We start from the raw sequence: 16,918 nt of genomic DNA, 5'->3' as shown, positions 1-16,918 counted from the left end.
CGGGTGAGCTGGCGGCAGGATCTGACCGTGTTGCGGCAGCGGGATGTGCGGATCTTCATCTCGGCCCGGTTCGTCACGATGCTCGGCTCGACGATCGCGCCGGTGGCGCTGGTGTTCGCGGTGCTCGACGTGTCGCACGCGGCCGGCGCGGTCGGGATCGTGCTGGCCGCCCGCAGCATCCCGAACATCGTGTTTCTACTGGTCGGCGGTGTCATCTCGGACCGGCTGCCGCGCCGGCTGGTGATGATGACCGCGAACACGGTCAGCGGTCTCACCCAGGCGGCCGCCGCCGCGCTGGTGCTCTCCGGGCACGCGACCATCTGGCAGCTCGCCGCGATCGAAGCGCTGAACGGCGTCGCGGCCGCCTTCGTGATGCCGGCGACGACCGGCGTCCTGCCGTCGCTCGTCGAGAAGGCCGACCTGCCGCAGGCGACGGCGATCTCCGGTTTCGCCCGCTCGGTCGCGATGATCGGCGGCGGCGCGATCGCGGGGGTGATCGTCGGGCTGACCGGGCCGGGCGTCGGCCTGGCGGTCGACGCGGCGACGTTCCTGCTCGCGGCGCTGCTGATCTCGCGGCTCACGCTGCCACCGATGAGGCGCCGGGCGAGCTCGATGCTGACCGATCTGCGCGAGGGCTGGGGCGAGTTCGTCTCCCGGCAGTGGCTCTGGGTGATCGTGCTCGCGTTCGGCTTGCTCAACGTGCTGTTCACCGCCTGCTACCAGACCCTCGGCCCGGTGATCGCCGACCGCACCTTCGGCCGGGCCGGCTGGGGCGCGGTGAGCGCCTGCTTCGGCGCGGGCCTGGTGCTCGGCGGCGTTCTGATGTTGCGGATCAAACCCCGGTACCCGCTGCGCGCCGGGATGGCCGGCATGCTGCTCGGTGCGCCGGTCCTGCTCTGCCTCGCGCTCTTCCCGAACGTCGTCGCGGTCGCGCTGGCCGGTTTCGTGCTGGGCCTCGGCTTCGAGATCTTCGGGATCGGCTGGGAGACCGCGCTCGGGCAGCACGTCCCGCTCGACAAACTGTCCCGGGTCTCGTCGTACGACATGCTCGGCTCGTTCATCGCGAACCCGATCGGCCAGTTGACGGTCGGCTACGTCGCCGCCGCGATCTCGGTCACCGCGGTCGAGCTGTACGGCGCCGCCCTGTACATCCTGATCGTCATCGCCACGCTCGTCGTCCCCTCGGTCTGGAAACTGCGTAGGCTGACCGCATGAACGAACGGAGTGAGTTCATCATCAGACACAGCGTCCCCTTATCCACGCCCGCAGCGAAGCGAGGACGGGGATGAGTTCGATCGTTCCCGGGCCGCAGAAGAAGCTCGAGCAGGAGATGGAGGCCGCGCGGGCGGGTGAGAAGGCGTTGTCCGCGGGCGATCTGAGCCCGACGGCGCCGAAGCACACCGCTTTGACCGGCCTGGAGGACTGGCCCGACGCGTTGCGCGCGACCGTCGAGGCCGACTACGAGCGCAACACCGCGCTCGACACCGGGCGCCGGCGGACGGCCGACAAGCACGTCCCCGACCTGGTGACCGGGCTGCTCGAACTGCTCGACCAGATCGACAAGCACCTGCAGGCGACCAAGCCGGGCCTGTTGCGCAAGGGCTCCACCGCCGAGGCGCCGTCCGCTGTCCTCGCCGAGTTGCTCGGCCTGCCGACCGACGCCGTCGAGGCGCCCCCCGGCCGCTCGGAGCACCGCGACGCCGCGCGCACGATCAAATCGATCCGGGACCAGCTCAAGTCGATCGAGATCCGCCTCGATCCGCTGGCCAAGCCGATCCCGGTCGACCACGCCAAACTCACCCGCCAGGTGACGTTCGTCGTCCGCCTCGCGCTCATCCTCGAGCAGGCGCCGGCAGCCGCGGCGCTGATCCCGGCCGCTCTCGACCACTTCGCCGAAGGCCTGCCGGATCCGCAGTGGGAGGAGAGCTTCGCCGAGAAGCTCGAGTTCTGGCAGGAGACCTACGAGGATCTGGCCGACTGATCCGCGGCGTACTTCTGCTCGGTGGCGACTTTCGCCTCGGCCCACCACGGCTCGTGCTCGCGGTACCAGGCGATCGTGTCCGCCAGGCCGGAGTCGAAGTCCACATGCCGTGGTGACCAGCCGAGCTCGGTGCGCAGCTTGTCCGAGCTCGTCGCGTAGCGCAGATCGTGCCCGGGCCGGTCGGCGACCTGGTCGTATCCGTCGGCGGGTTTTCCCAGCAGCCGAAGGATCGTCTCGGTGACCTGCTTGTTCGATCGCTCCTGCCCGGAGCCGATCAGGTAGGTCTCGCCAATCCGCCCGTCCCGCAGGATCCGGCGGACGGCGTCGTTGTGGTCGTCCACATGCGTCCACTCGCGGACGTTGACGCCGGTCCCGTAGACCTTGGGCCGGCCGCCGGTCAGCACGGTCGTGATCCCGCGCGGGATCAGCTTCTCGACATGCTGATACGGCCCGTAGTTGTTGGCGCAGTTGGAGATCGTCGCGGCGATCCCGTACGACCTGGTCCACGCCCGGACCAGATGATCGGAGCTGGCCTTGCTGGCCGAGTACGGCGACGACGGGTCGTACCGCGTCTCCTCGGTGAACCGGCTCGTCGTGTCGAGCGGCAGCGCGCCGAACACCTCGTCGGTCGAGATGTGATGCAGCCGGACGTCGTACCGGCGCACGGCCTCGAGGACGTGGAAGGTGCCGACGACGTTCGTCCAGATGAACGGCGCGGGGTCGCCGAGCGAGTTGTCCACATGGGATTCGGCCGCGAAGTGCACGACGACGTCGGCCTGTTTCACCAACCGGTCGACCAGCTCGGCGTCCCCGATATCGCCGTGCACGAACTCGATGTCATCGGCAACCGGCGCCAGATTCCGCCGATCCCCGGCGTACGTGAGCGCGTCGAGCACGGTCACCCGATGATCCCGGACGGCGCGCTGGACGAAGTTCGCCCCGATGAACCCCGCTCCCCCGGTGACCAGCAGCCGGCTCATCGGCGGACCATGCTCGGCCGATCGAGGAGCGCGAGCAGATACTCGCCGTACCCGGAGTTGCGTAACGGTTCGGCCAGCAGCCGCAGGTCGTCGTCGCTGATGAACCCCTGCCGCCAGGCCACCTCCTCCACGCAGCCGACCTTCAGCCCGGTCCGGTTCTCCAGCACCCGCACGAAATCCGAAGCATCCGCCAGCGACTCGATCGTCCCGGTGTCGAGCCACACCGCGCCCTGCGCCACCTTCTCCGCCCGCAGCTTCCCGCGGCGCAGGTACTCGCGGTTCACATCGGTGATCTCGACCTCGCCACGCGGGCTCGGCGTCAGCGCCTTCGCGATCTCCACCACGTCGTTGTCGTAGAAGTACAACCCGACCACCGCGAAGTTCGACCGCGGCTCGACCGGCTTCTCCTCGATCCCCAGCACCTGCTGGCCGGCGTCGAACTCCACCACGCCGTACCGCCGCGCATCCGCCACCGGGTAGGCGAACACCACCCCGCCGTCGGGCCGCGCGACGCCGCCGAAGTCGTCGCCGTAGAACAGGTTGTCCCCGAGGATCAGCGCCACCGCGTCGTCCCCGATGAACTCCTCGCCCACCACGAACGCCTCCGCGATCCCGTTCGGCTGCGCCTGGACGGCGTACTCGAACCGGCACCCGAACTGCGCGCCGTCACCGAGCAACCGCTCGAACGCCGCCCGGTCCTCGGCGGTGGTGATGATCAGGATCTCGTTGATCCCGGCCCCCATCAGCGTCGCGAGCGGGTAGTAGACCATCGGCTTGTCGTAGATCGGCATCAGGTGTTTCGAGATCCCCCGCGCCATCGGGTACAACCGCGTCCCCGACCCGCCGGCGAGCAGTATTCCCTTCATCTGACCTCCGTCAGCCCTTGATCGCGCCTCCGAGTGCGAACGCACCACCGAGTTTCTTGCTCAGGAGCAGGTACAGCAACAGGACCGGCGTGGTGTAGATCAGCGAGTAGGCGGCCAGCTGGCCGTAGTTGGGTTCGCCGTACTGGCCGAAGAAGGTGAAGATCGAGACCGAGGCGGGCAGCCGCTCGGGGGACAGCAGCAGCATGAACGGGACGAAGAAGTTGCCCCACATCCCGATGAAGGTGAAGATCAGGACGACGGCGATCCCGGGCCACATCAGCGGTAGCACGATGCTCTTCAGCGCCCGCATGTTGGTGGCCCCGTCGACCCAGGCGGCCTCCTCCAGGGAGATCGGGACGCCGTCCATGAAGGTCTTGGTCAGCCAGATCGCGAACGGGAGCGAGCTGGTGGCCATGAACATGATCGTGCCGCCGATGGTGTCGACCAGGTTGAGCTGGACGAACAGGCCGTAGACGGGGACCATCACCGCGGTGATCGGCAGACCGGTGCAGAACAGCACGGTCAGCAGGAAGGGCCGGTTGAACCGCGACTTGAACCGCGACAGCGGGTACGCCGCCAGCACCGCGCAGACCATCGTCAGCAACGCCGAGCCGCCACAGAGCACGATCCCGTTCAGGACCGGCCGGTACGTCGTGTCGGTGTTCAGCACGGCCTTGAAGTTGCCCAGCGTCGGATCGGTCGGGAACTCGACCCGCAGCCCCGCCGTCCGGTTGATCGAGGCGAACAGCACCCAGAGCAACGGCAGCACGAACAAGATGCCGATGGCAAGCAGAACCAGGTTCGACGTCAGCTTGCTCAAGCGGTCGCGGGCAATCACGCTGCCTCCGAGTTGAGTCCACGCAGGTAGATCAGCGAGAAGACCGCGCCGATCGCGAGCATCACCAGGGCGATCGCGGTGCCGTAGCCGATCTGGGAGAAGCTGAACGCCTGCTCGTACATGTACAGCGGCAACGTCTGCGACTTGGTGCCCGGGCCGCCGCGGGTCATCGCGTAGATCAGGCCGAACACGCTGAGCGTCTGCAGCGTGATCAGCATCAGGTTGGTCAGCACGGCGCGGCTGATCATCGGTAGCGTGACCCAGACCAGCCGTTTGCTGCCGGCCGCGCCGTCCATCTCGGCCGACTCCTCGATCTCCTTGGGGATCTCGCTGAGCGCCGCCGAGTAGACCAGCATCGAGAACGCCGTACCGCGCCAGATGTTGGCCAGCGAGACCGCGATGATCGGCGCGGCGTACAGCCAGTCCTGGCCGGGCAGGCCGACCGCGTGCAGCATCACGTTCAGCGTGCCCTCGTCGTTGAAGAACGCCGAGAGCAGGTACGCCGCGACCACCTCGGGCAGCACCCAGGCGCCGATCACCGCGGTGCCGACGAAGTTGCGGACCAGTTTGTTGGCCCGCCGCATCAGCAGCGCGAGGCCGAGACCGAGGGTGTTCTGGCCGATGATCGCGGACAACAGCGTGAAGAGCAGCGTCAGCCAGATCGCGTTCGAGAACGCGCTGCTGCCGAACGCCTTGCGGAAGTTGTCCAGCCCGACGAACGTCACGTTCGCGGCGCCGGTACCGGTCAGCGCCATATTCGTGAACGCGGCGTAGATGCAGTAGATGATCGGGCCGGCCAGGAAGACCAGCATGAGTCCGATGGCCGGGGAGAGCGGCAGCATCTTCAGGAGGTTGGCTGCCCGCGGCTTGCCGCTCCGCCCGGGTTTCCCGGACGGAGCGGTAGCGGCGGCGACTGAGGTCGTCACAGGGGAGGTTCCTTCGCCGGTGGGTTACTGGCCGGAGGTCGTCTTGTCCTTGCCGACGATGCTCTCGACCGCTTCGTCGTAGTTCTTCGCGGCCTCGTCGACCGTGGACTGGCCGGTCATCACCGCTTCCATCGCGGTGATGATCTCGTTGGACACCTTCGGGTACTCGGCGTACGCCGGGCGGTAGACGGTGACCGAGACCAGGTCGGTGAAGAACTGCGTGCTCTTCGCGGAGCTCTTGTAGCCCTCGTCGGCGGCGACGTCCTTGCGGACGGCGATCTGCGCGCCGTCGGTGGCGTACTTGGCCGCGTTCTTCGGCGCCTGCAGGGTCTTGATCAGGTTCCAGGCGGCGTCCGGGTTCTTGGACTTCGCCGGGATCGCCCAGGTCCAGCCGCCGGAGAGGCTGACCTTGCCCTTGCCGCCGCCGTCCTGGCTCGGCATCGCGGTCTGGCCCATCACCTCGGTCCACTGCGGCCACGGCTTGGCGCCGGTCTTCTGCCAGTTGCCGTAGATCCAGGAGCCGTCGAGCGCGATCCCGAGTTTGCCCTCGGGGATCAGCTCGGTGCCGACCTTGCTGCCCATGTTCGGGTCCAGCGCCTGTTTCGGCGTCGGGCCGATCCCTTCACTGAAGACGGTCTTGACGAAGTTCAGCGAGTCCTTGAAGCCCTGGCTGCCGACGACCCACTTCTGCTGGTCGCTGTTGTAGAGCGAGTCCTTCGTGCCGTACAGGAGCATCTCGAAACCCTGCATGGCCGAGGCCTCACCCATCGGCTTTCCGGAGTACATGTTGAACGGGATGACGCCGGGGACCTTCTCCTTGATGGTCCGGGCCGCGCTGAGCACGTCGTCCCAGGTCTTCGGCTGCCAGTCGGCCGGGAGGCCCGCCTTGGCGAAGATCTGCTTGTTGTACCAGAGCGCGCGGGTGTCGGTACCGTCCGGGACGCCGTACGTCTTACCGTCCAGCGCCTTCGCGGCGCCCTTGGCGCTCTCCTCGAACTGGCCCCACTGGTCCCAGTCCTTGAGGTAGTCGTCGAGCGGTCGCAGGTAGCCCGCGGTGATGTCGGAGTTGATCAGGAACGTGTCCTCGTAGACGACGTCCGGCGCGGTGTTCGGCGACCGCATCATCAGCTGCAGCTTGGTGTAGTAGTCGTTCTCGCTCGCGACGATCGGCAGCACCTCGACGGTCGAGCCGGGGTTGGCCGCCTCGTACTCGGTCTTCACGCCGGCCAGGAAGTTTTTCATCGTGGTGCCGGGGCCCCACTGCTGGTAGGCGATCTTGATATTCGCCGGACCGCTGCTCTGGCCGCCGCCGGCCTCGGGCTGTTTGGTCGTCGAGCCCTGGCTACAGGCCGCGACCGCCAGCAGCAGCGCGGACGCGGCCAGCGCACCGGCTGCCTTGAAACGCTTTCTTGTCACCATCAGGTCCACCTTCGGGCAATCGTTGTCATCCCGGTACCACGACCCAAACAGAGCGGGCTTTTGGCGAACTTAGGAGGCTGAAGGCGAGGAAGTCAATGGGTGACAGACAACGTTGTCCCCGCTGTCAGGTGATAACGCGGTGACCTTGTCATAACAATCAGGTCACCGCGTCGAAACCTGATTCAGACGGTAACGGGCGAAGCCTCATGACGACCATGAACAACATGTTGCGACCGCATCGCGCCCAGGCCGCAGAGCGCCAGACCAAGTGCGAGCCAGGCACTCAGTACGACGAACGCCGTCCCCGACCCGGCGCCGTCGAAGAAGCTCACCGACCGCAACGCCGTGCCGGCTGCACCCGGCGGCAGCAATTGACCGAGCGTGCCCCACCCCGCCGGGAGCATCTCGGGCGCACTAGCCAGCCCGGACAGCGGGTTGCCGAGCAGCATCATCACTGCGGCGCCAATACCGAGTCCGGCCGCGCCACCGAGCCACTCCAGCCCCAGCAGCGTCAGACTGATCGCTGCGATCGCCAGCGCGACCACTCCGGCGTTCGCAAGGTAGTTGCCCGCAAAGGACCCCAGCCAGAACTGCAGTACGGCGGTCAACGCCAGCCCGCCGGCAACCGCGAGGCTGACCGCGCCAACCATCCGCTGCGCACCGGACGGCACCAGCCGGGTCAGAGCGACCGCACTGAGGATGCCGCCAAGCACCAACGGCAACGCACCCGCAGCGAGCCCAGCGCCCCGCGGGTCATCCTTCGGCAGCGGTACGACGTCCGTCACCTTGGCCGGATGATCCGGCGACAGCCGGGTACCCAACTGGGTGAGGATCTGCGCAACCGCGGGCCCACCGGCGGACGCCGTCAGCACCTCCGGCTGCTGAGCGTCGAGCACGACCGCGCCGTACACCTCCCGATCCTGGATCTTCTGGACGGCGCTGGCCCGGTCGGCGACCGTGGTGACCTCGAAGCCGCCAGGCATCGCCTGGTCGAGCCCCGCGCCGACCTGCCCGGCGAGCTGACTCGGACCGGCGACCGCGATCGGGAGGTCGCGGGGTTCGGAGCGCGCCGCCGGCCAGGCGAACGCGATCAGCAGCACCGTCAGCACGGCGGTGAGCAGGGTGACGACGGCGATCAGGGGCGGGCGTCGATGGGCAGTCATGCTGGGGACCTCTCTCGATAAAACCGAATGACCGTTCTTTATTAGATCGAGAGTGCTCCCAGCCGGCCTGACTTGTCAAGAACGGACATTCGTTTTAGGTTGCCGACATGCCGAAGGTCACAGCCGAGCACCGGCTCGCCCGCCGCGCCCAGATCGTCGCCGCCGCCCGCACCCTGGTCGCCGAGCAGGGTTTCCACAAGACGACGATGGCCGATCTGATCGAGGTCTCCGGGCTGTCCGCCGGCGCGGTCTACGGCTACTTCAAGAGCAAGGAGGAGATCGTCGCCGCGATCGCCGAGGAGGCGCTGGGCACGGTCGAGAACCTCTTCGACGATTTCGTCGACCCGCAGCAGCCGATGAGCCCGATCGACGCCCTCGAGCGGCTGCTGCAGCACGTCGTCAGCCTGGCCGAGCGGCCCGGCGGCGACGTCACCCGGATCGCTCTGCAGGCCTGGGCCGAGGCCCTGCACAACCCGGCCGTGATGGCGATCGCCGGCGCCAAGTACACCGATATCCGCGGCCGCTTCGAGCTCGTCGCCCGCCGCGCCCAGGCCGCCGGCATCCTCGACCCGGACGCCGACCCGCGACACATCGCCCAGGTGCTCTTCGGCCTGCTCCCCGGCTTCGTCCTGCAGCGGCTCATCCTCGGCGACACCACCCCGGAGACCTACACGGCAGGGTTGCGCGCGGTCCTCCGCGGCTAAGTCATCAGACATCCCGAAACTGAGAGTCCGTACCACTTCCCTACCCTCAGCGAGCAATTCATGACTGAGGGGTTGAGTCGCAGCACTTGCCCGGTTAAGTTGTCCGAGGTCTTCTTTCAGAGCTTGAAGAAAGGGGCAGTGCCAGGCCCGGTTCAGCCAACCGACGCTGGGGAGTCGACTGGTGCGCGGACGATCTACCACGGACACTGCGACACGCTCGAACGCCGATCTGTCGTGGTACTGGAGCAGTCAGACGGCGAGTTTCGTCGGCGACCGGCTGACCGGTTTCGCGGTGCCGAGTATCGCGATCCTGACGCTGGACGCGTCCGGCGCCGAGGTCGGCGTGCTGTCGGCGCTGGGCTGGTTCGCCTATCCGGCGTTCGGGCTGCTGGCCGGCGCCGCACTCCCCCACGTTCCGCGCCGCCGGGTCTTGATCGGCGGCGAGCTGGTCCGGTTCGCCGCGTTCGCGACGATCCCGTTGGCCGCGGTCCTCGGCGGAGTCGGGATTCCACAGCTGTTCCTGGTGGTCGCTGTTGCCGGGGTGGCGATGGTCTTCGTGGACGTCGCCGGTCAGTCGTACCTACCGGCTCTGGTCGACCAGCGTGCGCTGGTTGGCGCCAACGCGAAGCTGCAGAGCTCTGACAGCGCATCGAAGCTGGTCGGGCCCGCACTCGCCGGTCTGCTGCTGCGGACAACCGGATCGACGATCGGGATGCTGCTGAGCGCGCTGCCGTTCCTCGCTTCGGCGTACGGGCGCACTCGGATCACTGCGATCGAACAAACGGCTGCACCAGCGACTGAGCCGCTGGTGCAGCGCATCCGGACCGGCATCGGCTTTGTCCGCCAGCATCCAGTGCTGCGACAGCAGGTGGGCGCAGCCGCAGTTCGGAGCTTCGGAACCGGGATGGTGGACGCCGTCCTGCTGCTGTTCGCGTATCGCGTGCTGGGGTTGTCGAGCCTGGCTGGTGGGCTGCTGATCGCGGCCGGTTCGGTCGGCGGGCTGCTGGGCGCATTCGTGGCCAACAAGCTCGCTGCGGCGCTGGGCACCCGTCGTACGCTCGTCCTGACCGGTACGGAAGCCCTGTGCTGGTTGGCGATTCCGCTCTGTCTGGTGACCGCGCCTGCGCTCACTCTGGTGCTGATCCGGGTGCTGGCGGGCGTCTGGCTGCCGGTGTGGAACGTCGTCACCACCAGCGTGCGCCAACAGGTCACACCGGTCACGTTGCAGAGCACCGTGCACGCAGCGGCCCGCACGCTCACCTCATCCACCGTTCCCCTCGGTGCGCTCACTGGCGGCTTTGCCGGCGGCGTGCTGAGCCATCAGCTCGGGGCCGCGACCGGCCTTGTCCTCATCCTCGCGACAGGAGGTGTGATCGCCGGAGCCAGCGCTCTCCTCGTCGCCCGAGCCACCACTTCATCGGAGGTCTGATGCGCCCGACAACGACCCGCACGCTGAACAACAAAGAATTCGCCGACATCCTGCACACGGTCTCGATCCGGTCGAAAGCCCGGAAGAACCTGCTGATCGACCCGTCGTACGCCGCACCGCTGCCGCAGGAGGTCAGCCTGCAGCTGACGTACCGCTGCAACCTGCGCTGCACCCACTGCTACCAGTGGAACGAACAGGGCTTCTTCCGCGATTTCAGCTCCGAGCGGCAGCGCACCGAGCTGGACCTGTCGGTCATTGAGGATGTCCTGCGGACGACCGCCGAAACGCGGTCCAAGCTGTTCCTGTGGGGCGGTGAGCCCTTGATGCACACGAAGTTCGACCAGGTCGCCGCATTGCTGGAGAAGTACCCCCGCACGGTGAACATGTGCACCAACGGTCTGCTGTTCAAGCGCAAGGTCGACGACCTGCTCCGGATCGGCGAGAACCTGAACCTCCTGGTCAGTCTGGACGGCCTCGGCGCGGACCACGAGGCGCTGCGTGGCCGCGGCACGTTCAAGCGGACCATGGAGAACATCCAGATGATGCTGGACCTCAAACGGGACGGGAAATGGGACGGCGAGCTGTCGCTGTCCTGCATGGTCTCGCACGTGACCGTGCACAAGATGTACGAGTTCATGGAGTGGGCCGAGGAGCTGGGCGTCAACACCGTCTACTTCCAGTTCCCCTGGTACATCAGCCCGGAAGTGGCCGAGTCGATGGACCGCCTGTACGAGAAGACCTTCTCCTGGCTGAATCCGAGCACCGACACCAAGAAGCCGACCTGGCACAGCTACACCTACCAGCTGCCCGAGGAGGAGCTGCCCGCGCTGCGTGAGTCGATGGCCCGGCTGGCGTCCCGCCCGTGGAACGTCCGGCTGCGCTACCAGCCGCAACTGGAGGACGACGAGGTCACCGACTTCATCCTCGGCACCTCGCGGCCGGCCCAGCACCGCAGCAAGTGCCTCGCGGTATCGAACCGGATGGAGGTGCACGCGGACGGCGCCGTCAGCTCGTGCAAGTTCTTCCCGGAGTTCGTCGTCGGCAACCTCTACGAGCAGTCGGTCAACGACCTGTGGCAGAGCCAGTCGTTCCGCGAGGTGCGCCGGATCATGTCCGAGAACGGAATGATGCCGGTCTGCTCGAAATGCATCCTTCTCTACCTGAACGGAGTCTGAGGTGGATATCGAAGATCGCGTGAAGATCGTGCTGGCCAAGGTGCTCGACAACGGCACGACCGCCGAGGAGATCGGGTCGGACGCCGACCTCGTCGAGCAGTACGGGCTGGACTCGCTGCAGACGATCACCTTCCTGCTGGCGATCGAGGACGAGTTCGATCTCGAGCTCGACTACCCGTCGCTGCAGCTGGACGATCTGCGCAAGGTGAGCCAATTCAGCGCGTTCGTGGCGCGGCTGGCCACGCCTGTGCAATGACGATCCGCTTCGGCACGTTCGGCGCGGAGGCGTGGTGGCGGCCCGACGACCTCGCCGAGCTGCCGTCCGTCGGCGGACGGGACTCGGCAGTCGACGCGATGGACGAGCTGCTGCTGGGCTTCTGCGCACCGGGCGATCTGCTCATCACCCGGTACCCCATCCATCCGGAGCTGCTCGCGAACCTCGGCCACCCGATCCGCCATCAGGCGGTCGGCAAACCAGAGGCAGGTCCGGTGGAGCGATCGATCGCGGCTGACGACCGCCTCCGGGATGCGGTGCTCGGCGCAGCCACCGTCACTCCGTTCGCCGTTCTGCCCGACACTGCGCGGCTGGTCGGTCAGAGCCTCCCATCGGCCGAGGTAGTTGCTCAGGTGAACTCCAAGACGTGGTCCAACGAGTTGGTGCTCGAACTCGGCCTACCCGGCGCAGGCCGAGTCGTTCGCACACCTGACGAGTTGGTCGACGCCGTCACCGCGCTCGAGTTCCGAGCGCTGGTGAAGGACCCGTACGGCGTGTCCGGTCGCGCGCTGCTGGAGGTCACGACCCCCGGCGTACTGCGCGCGGTCGAACGCGTTCTGCGTAAGCAGGCGGACGCCGGCCGCCGGGTCGAGCTCCTGGTGCAGGAGAAGCTGCCGAAGCTGCATGACTTCTCCGGGCACTTCGAGCTCGCCCCGGACGGCACTGCGGAGTTTCTCGGGCTGCAGCAGATGACGAACAAGGGCTTCCGGCATCTGGGCTCGCACCGGCCGCCGCCAGCGCTCGTTGACGCAGGCTGGTACGCCGACTCTCTGGCCGGCGTGACGGAGGCTCTGGCGGCTGCAGGCTACTGGGGACCGGTCGGGATCGATGCGATGCTGCTGACCGACGGCAGCGTCGTACCGGTCCTGGAGATCAACGCACGGCAGTCACTCGGGCTCCTGACCCTGCAGCTGGACCAGCGGTCCGCGCTGACCGCACATCTGTGGCAACTCGAACTGAACCTTGCTCCTGGTGAGGGAATCACCGATGTGCTGACCGCCTTCGACGGTCTGCTCAGCACCGGCGACCAGCCCGGCGTCCTCGTGCTGAACGGCAGCACGCTCGCCGCGCCCGGTGGCCGCGTCTACCTGGCGATCTTCTGCCGCACCGATGACCTCGACCAATGGCGACGCCGCCTGGTCGCCGCGGTCAACGCTGCCGGCCTGACACCACGAGGGATGACCGATGCCGCTTGAGATCGGACTGATCGGAGCCACCGGGATCGCAGCACGCACCATGCTCGGCCCCGCGGATGCCGTGAATGCCCATGTCCGCGCAGTCGCCGCCAGCGATCCGGTGCGGGCCAAGGAGTACGCGAACCAGCACCGCATCGAGGTTGTGCACGACAACTACGCAGCGCTGCTCGCAGACCCGCAAATCGACGCCGTCTATGTTTCGCTGCACAACTCGGCCCACCACCGCTGGGCGGTCCGCGCAGCAGTAGCGGGCAAGCATGTGATCGTCGAGAAGCCGCTGTGCCTCACTGCGGATGAGGTGGCCGAGCTGGAGTTCGCTGCGGACGGCGCTGTGCACGTAACCGAGGCAGTGGCCACCGCACACCACGAATGGCAGCAGGTCGTCCGTTCGTTCATCGTGGACGGCCGGTACGGCGTACTGCGCTCGGTGCACACCCGGATGACGTTCGCCGAGCCCGAGCCAGGTGGGTACCGCGACCGCCCCGAGCTGGGCGGCGGCATCTTCTTCGACTGCGCCAGCTACTGGCTGCAGGCGCTCCAGGCAACGGTCGGGCTGGAGGTGACCGAGTACGCCGGCGAGTCGACGTTCGACGGCCCGAACGGCGTGGACCGGGAGTTTCTGGCCACTCTGCGCTGGCCGGAGACCACAGCGACTCTGGAATGCGGTGTGGGACCGAATCACGTCAGCGAGCACGTCTTCGAGTTCGAGGGCGCAACGGTCAAACTGCGCAACTTCCTCCGGCCGGTCATCGCCGCCCTACCGCTGAACCTGGTCGTCACCCCGGCCGGCGGCGACCGTGAAGTCATCGGCTTCGCACCGGTCTCGTACTACGAAAGCCAGCTCGCGCGGCTCGTCGACGGCCGCTCCGACCTCGCGGACGCCGTCCCGCGGATCGAGCTGATGGACGCCATCTACCAGTCCGCCCGAAAGGCCGCCGAATGAACGTCAACGACCTGCTGGCCGCCGCCGGCCGCGACCCCGGTGCGCTCACCGCGGTCACCGAGCTTGCCGACGGCACCTACAACCAGGTGCAGCGGTTGAGCCTGACCGACGGCGACCTGGTGCTGAAGATCGCGCCGACCGGTCCCGGGCTCACCTACGAGCAGGACCTGATCGGGACCGAGACCGCCTTCTACCGCGCGGCTCTGGGCAAGGCGCCGGTGCCGGAAGTGGTCCACTCCGGCCCAGGCTTCTTGCTGATGACAGCCTTGCCCGGGGTCACCCTGCACAGCGTCTCCGAGACGCGGGCGCAGTACCGGCGCGAGCTGGGTGGGATCGTCTCGAGTCTGCACGAGGTAACCGGGTCGGACGGCTTCGGCTACCCACAACGCGGGCTGACAGCCAGCTGGAGTTCTGCGTTCCTGGGCATGTTCGACGACCTGCTGGCGGATGCGAAGCGCTACGACGTCGCTCTGCCTGCTGCTGTCCGCCGAGAGCTGGTCACCGACCGGAAAGCATTACTGGACTCGGTGTCGGTCCCGCGGCTGATCCACTTCGATCTGTGGGACGGCAACATCCTGGTCGAGGACGGGCGCGTGACCGGGCTGATCGACGGCGAGCGGGCGTTCTGGGGCGACCCGGTGGCGGAGTTCGTCTCGCTGACCCTCTTCGCCGAGGTGGACGCCGAACTGCTGGCCGGGTACGGCGCCGACATCGACCGCGAACGCCTCGCGCTGTATCGCGTCTACCTCTACCTGATCATGTTGATCGAGGCGACGCCGCGTGGCTCGACCGATGTCGGTTTCCAGAAGCTGATCGAGCGCCACCTCGACAAGGCGCTGGCGGAGCTGTGATCGAGGTGCTGACGTCCGGTGTCGCACTGGGCGTCCACGTCCCCGGTCTGCTGTTGGCCGACCGGATTCGCGAGCAAGGCGGACAGGTGTCCGTCTCAGTACTGGAACGGCTGATGCCGGCGAAGACCCTTGCCACGACCGCACAGTCCAAGCTGGCCTTCCACCGGGACTTTCGGGTCGCGATGGCCGGGCAGAAGATCGCAGGGAACGCCTCGCGGGCTGCTGATCCGGCGGCCGTCGCTGCGCTCTTCGCGGACTGGCATGCGCGTGGCGTGACCCGCTTCGTCGTCCTGTCCGGTTTCTGGCTCACCCTGCTGACCGAGTACGTCGAGCAGTACGGTCCGGTCGATGTGGACATCTGTCACGTGGATTCGGTGTCGTCGCCGTCGTTCGACAAGGTCGGGACGCCGTCCATCCCAGTCCGGCGCATCTGGCTGGGCGACGCGGACGCGGGCGCTGTGCCGTGGAGCATCCCGGTCAGCCGGGACGAACCAGTCCCCTGGGCCGACCGGGACCGTCGGTTGCTCGTACACGGCGGCGGCTGGGGAATGGGTACCTACCGCGACTACGCCGATGAGCTCCTCAGCGCGGGCTTCGCCCTGGACGTAGTGGCCTACGAACAGCAGGACCTGACGACGGACGGCGTCCGGTACTTCATGATCGATCCGGAGTGGCATCCGTGGCTGGACGACGGCTACCCGCCGTTCGGCCTGGCTGGAGAGCCGTTCGAGCAGCGCACTGGCAACCACGGTTCGTTCGACCTCTGTCGGCAGGCACTCGCAACCGTCAGCAAGCCCGGAGGCGGCACACTGCTCGACTCGTTGTGGTCAGCTACGCCGCTGGTCCTGTTGGAGCCGTTCGGCGCGCACGAGCAGCGGAACGCAGACCTGTGGATCTCACTCGGCTACGGCATCTCATTCGAGGACTGGGCCCGCAAGGACTTCGCCATCGAGGTGCTGCAGGAGCTGCACGAGTCGCTGCTGAAGGCTGACGTGCCGGACTACTCGAAGGCACTGCTGTGACTGTGCCGACCTCGTTGTGGCAGACGTTCGCGCTACACCTGGATGCGATGCGGCCTGGATTCGTCCTTGGGCCGTGGTTCACGATGAACGCCGTCCTGGAGTTCGACCGCCCGCTGGACCACAGTGCGTTGGCTGCGGCGTTCACCGAGCTGCAGCGTCGGCACGACGTACTGCGGACCGAGATCGTGGCTGGGCCGGCGCAGTACTTGCATCCGCTGCCGACTGCGGAGTTGGAGGTGGTCGATTCGGTTGAGCTCCATGCTGAGGTGCCGGTGGCGGCACCGGTGCGATTGCGAGTGGCTGATCGGCGGCTGGCGTTGCATCTGCACCACCTGGTGTCCGATCCGGTGACGCTGTGGACGGCGCTGGACGAGCTGGCACTGCTGTACAGCGCTCAGCTGTCCGGCGTCGACGTACCGCCGCCGGCCGCCCAGTACGCCGACTACACGCGGAACGAAGCTGAGCTGGTTGAGCGACAGCATGGTGCGGCCTCGGAGTGGTGGCAGAACCGCATCACGGACGCCAAAGCGTGCCCGCAGCCGTCAACCACTGGTGGTGCCGACTTCGCGTATCGCGGTGAGTTGCTCAATGCCGATGAACTCACCAGCGTCGAGCAGCGCAGCCAGTCCTGCCGCAGCACCCCGCTCGTGACCCTCCTGGCCGGGCTAGCCGCCGGTATGGCGCCGTACGTCGGCCCTGGCGATGCGCTGGTCCTCAACACCCTGCTCAGCAAACGCGACCGGCCGCAGTGGCAACGGGTCCTCGGCCCGTGCATCATTCCGTCGGTTCTGGCCGTCCCGCTCCCGACCGGCTCTCTCGCCGCTGACGTCCCCACGATCCGCGAGGCCGTGCTCGGCTGCGTCAAGTACGCCCGCTTCCCGATTCTGGAAGTCCCCGCCCCCGCCCGCACTCCCTTCTTCGAGTACGTCCCGCAGCAATGGCCGTCCGGATACGACTTCGGCCCGTCTCGCGGCACGGTGCACGCTGTCGCCGGGCCCAAGGACACCGGGCTCGCCGACGCGTTGGCGATCCGGCTCCGGCCTTCCGCCGATCAGGTGCTGACTGGACACTTCAGCGGCGACGGGACGGATTGGAACCAGCCTCTGGTGGCTGAGCTGTTCGCTGGGATGCGCCAGTACCTGCTGGCCTGA

At 67.4% G+C, this 16,918-nt stretch carries 17 protein-coding genes; 11 read left to right on the top strand and 6 right to left on the bottom strand.

Annotation, left to right across the window (positions count from 1 at the left end; translation table 11 throughout):
• The first annotated feature begins 3 nt into the window (after positions 1-3).
• Positions 4-1,215 (top strand): MFS transporter, encoded by a 1,212-nt coding sequence (locus tag HPO96_RS24820; RefSeq protein WP_171676537.1) that lies wholly within the window; start codon positions 4-6, stop codon positions 1,213-1,215.
• 70 nt (positions 1,216-1,285) lie between these two features.
• Complete coding sequence (locus HPO96_RS24815; protein WP_171676518.1) at positions 1,286-1,981, top strand: hypothetical protein; 696 nt, start codon at positions 1,286-1,288, stop codon at positions 1,979-1,981.
• On the opposite strand, the gene rfbB is transcribed toward HPO96_RS24815, so the two are convergent.
• The 6 genes from rfbB to HPO96_RS24785 form a co-directional block, all read right to left on the bottom strand.
• Positions 1,960-2,961 (bottom strand): dTDP-glucose 4,6-dehydratase, encoded by a 1,002-nt coding sequence (gene rfbB, locus HPO96_RS24810; protein WP_171676516.1) that lies wholly within the window; start codon positions 2,959-2,961, stop codon positions 1,960-1,962. The genes HPO96_RS24815 and rfbB overlap by 22 nt on opposite strands.
• Positions 2,958-3,827, bottom strand: coding sequence for a glucose-1-phosphate thymidylyltransferase RfbA (rfbA, locus tag HPO96_RS24805; protein ID WP_171676514.1), 870 nt, complete (start codon positions 3,825-3,827; stop codon positions 2,958-2,960). The genes rfbB and rfbA overlap by 4 nt, the downstream gene beginning before the upstream one ends.
• 10 nt (positions 3,828-3,837) lie before the next feature.
• Positions 3,838-4,665 carry an ABC transporter permease subunit gene (locus tag HPO96_RS24800; protein WP_171676512.1) on the bottom strand — a complete coding sequence of 276 codons (828 nt, stop codon included), beginning with the start codon at positions 4,663-4,665 and terminating at the stop codon, positions 3,838-3,840.
• On the bottom strand, positions 4,662-5,591 hold the full coding sequence (locus HPO96_RS24795) for an ABC transporter permease subunit (RefSeq protein WP_171676510.1): 930 nt from the start codon (positions 5,589-5,591) through the stop codon (positions 4,662-4,664). The genes HPO96_RS24800 and HPO96_RS24795 overlap by 4 nt, the downstream gene beginning before the upstream one ends.
• Positions 5,592-5,615: 24 nt before the next feature.
• Entirely contained in the window at positions 5,616-7,010 is a 1,395-nt protein-coding gene (locus HPO96_RS24790; RefSeq protein ID WP_171676508.1) for an extracellular solute-binding protein, read from the bottom strand.
• Positions 7,011-7,192: 182 nt separating this feature from the next.
• Complete coding sequence (locus HPO96_RS24785; RefSeq protein ID WP_171676506.1) at positions 7,193-8,173, bottom strand: hypothetical protein; 981 nt, start codon at positions 8,171-8,173, stop codon at positions 7,193-7,195.
• Positions 8,174-8,280: 107 nt separating this feature from the next.
• On the opposite strand from HPO96_RS24785, the gene HPO96_RS24780 reads away from it, so the two are divergent.
• The 9 genes from HPO96_RS24780 (at position 8,281) to HPO96_RS24740 (ending at position 16,918) form a co-directional block, all read left to right on the top strand.
• Positions 8,281-8,877 carry a TetR/AcrR family transcriptional regulator gene (locus tag HPO96_RS24780; RefSeq protein ID WP_171676505.1) on the top strand — a complete coding sequence of 199 codons (597 nt, stop codon included), beginning with the start codon at positions 8,281-8,283 and terminating at the stop codon, positions 8,875-8,877.
• A 181-nt stretch (positions 8,878-9,058) separates the two neighbouring features.
• Positions 9,059-10,306, top strand: a complete 1,248-nt coding sequence (locus HPO96_RS24775) for an MFS transporter (RefSeq protein WP_171676502.1) — start codon at positions 9,059-9,061, stop codon at positions 10,304-10,306.
• Positions 10,306-11,481, top strand: a complete 1,176-nt coding sequence (locus tag HPO96_RS24770) for a radical SAM protein (protein WP_171676500.1) — start codon at positions 10,306-10,308, stop codon at positions 11,479-11,481. Before HPO96_RS24775 ends, HPO96_RS24770 begins: the two co-directional genes overlap by 1 nt.
• Position 11,482: 1 nt before the next feature.
• Complete coding sequence (locus tag HPO96_RS24765) at positions 11,483-11,737, top strand: phosphopantetheine-binding protein (RefSeq protein WP_171676498.1); 255 nt, start codon at positions 11,483-11,485, stop codon at positions 11,735-11,737.
• Complete coding sequence (locus HPO96_RS24760) at positions 11,734-12,951, top strand: hypothetical protein (RefSeq protein ID WP_171676496.1); 1,218 nt, start codon at positions 11,734-11,736, stop codon at positions 12,949-12,951. Before HPO96_RS24765 ends, HPO96_RS24760 begins: the two co-directional genes overlap by 4 nt.
• The gene (locus HPO96_RS24755; protein WP_171676494.1) at positions 12,941-13,894 is read left to right on the top strand and encodes a Gfo/Idh/MocA family protein; all 954 of its coding nucleotides are present in this window, start codon (positions 12,941-12,943) and stop codon (positions 13,892-13,894) included. The genes HPO96_RS24760 and HPO96_RS24755 overlap by 11 nt, the downstream gene beginning before the upstream one ends.
• Entirely contained in the window at positions 13,891-14,745 is an 855-nt protein-coding gene (locus tag HPO96_RS24750) for an aminoglycoside phosphotransferase family protein (RefSeq protein ID WP_171676492.1), read from the top strand. Before HPO96_RS24755 ends, HPO96_RS24750 begins: the two co-directional genes overlap by 4 nt.
• Complete coding sequence (locus tag HPO96_RS24745) at positions 14,742-15,767, top strand: glycosyltransferase family protein (RefSeq protein ID WP_171676490.1); 1,026 nt, start codon at positions 14,742-14,744, stop codon at positions 15,765-15,767. The genes HPO96_RS24750 and HPO96_RS24745 overlap by 4 nt, the downstream gene beginning before the upstream one ends.
• The gene (locus HPO96_RS24740; RefSeq protein ID WP_171676488.1) at positions 15,764-16,918 is read left to right on the top strand and encodes a condensation domain-containing protein; all 1,155 of its coding nucleotides are present in this window, start codon (positions 15,764-15,766) and stop codon (positions 16,916-16,918) included. Before HPO96_RS24745 ends, HPO96_RS24740 begins: the two co-directional genes overlap by 4 nt.

It is taken from the genome of Kribbella sandramycini (assembly GCF_013131805.1).
GTDB classification, from domain to species: Bacteria; Actinomycetota; Actinomycetes; order Propionibacteriales; family Kribbellaceae; genus Kribbella; species Kribbella sandramycini.
Note: the sequence above shows the minus strand (reverse complement) of the source record. Positions and strands in the feature narration are given on the sequence as shown.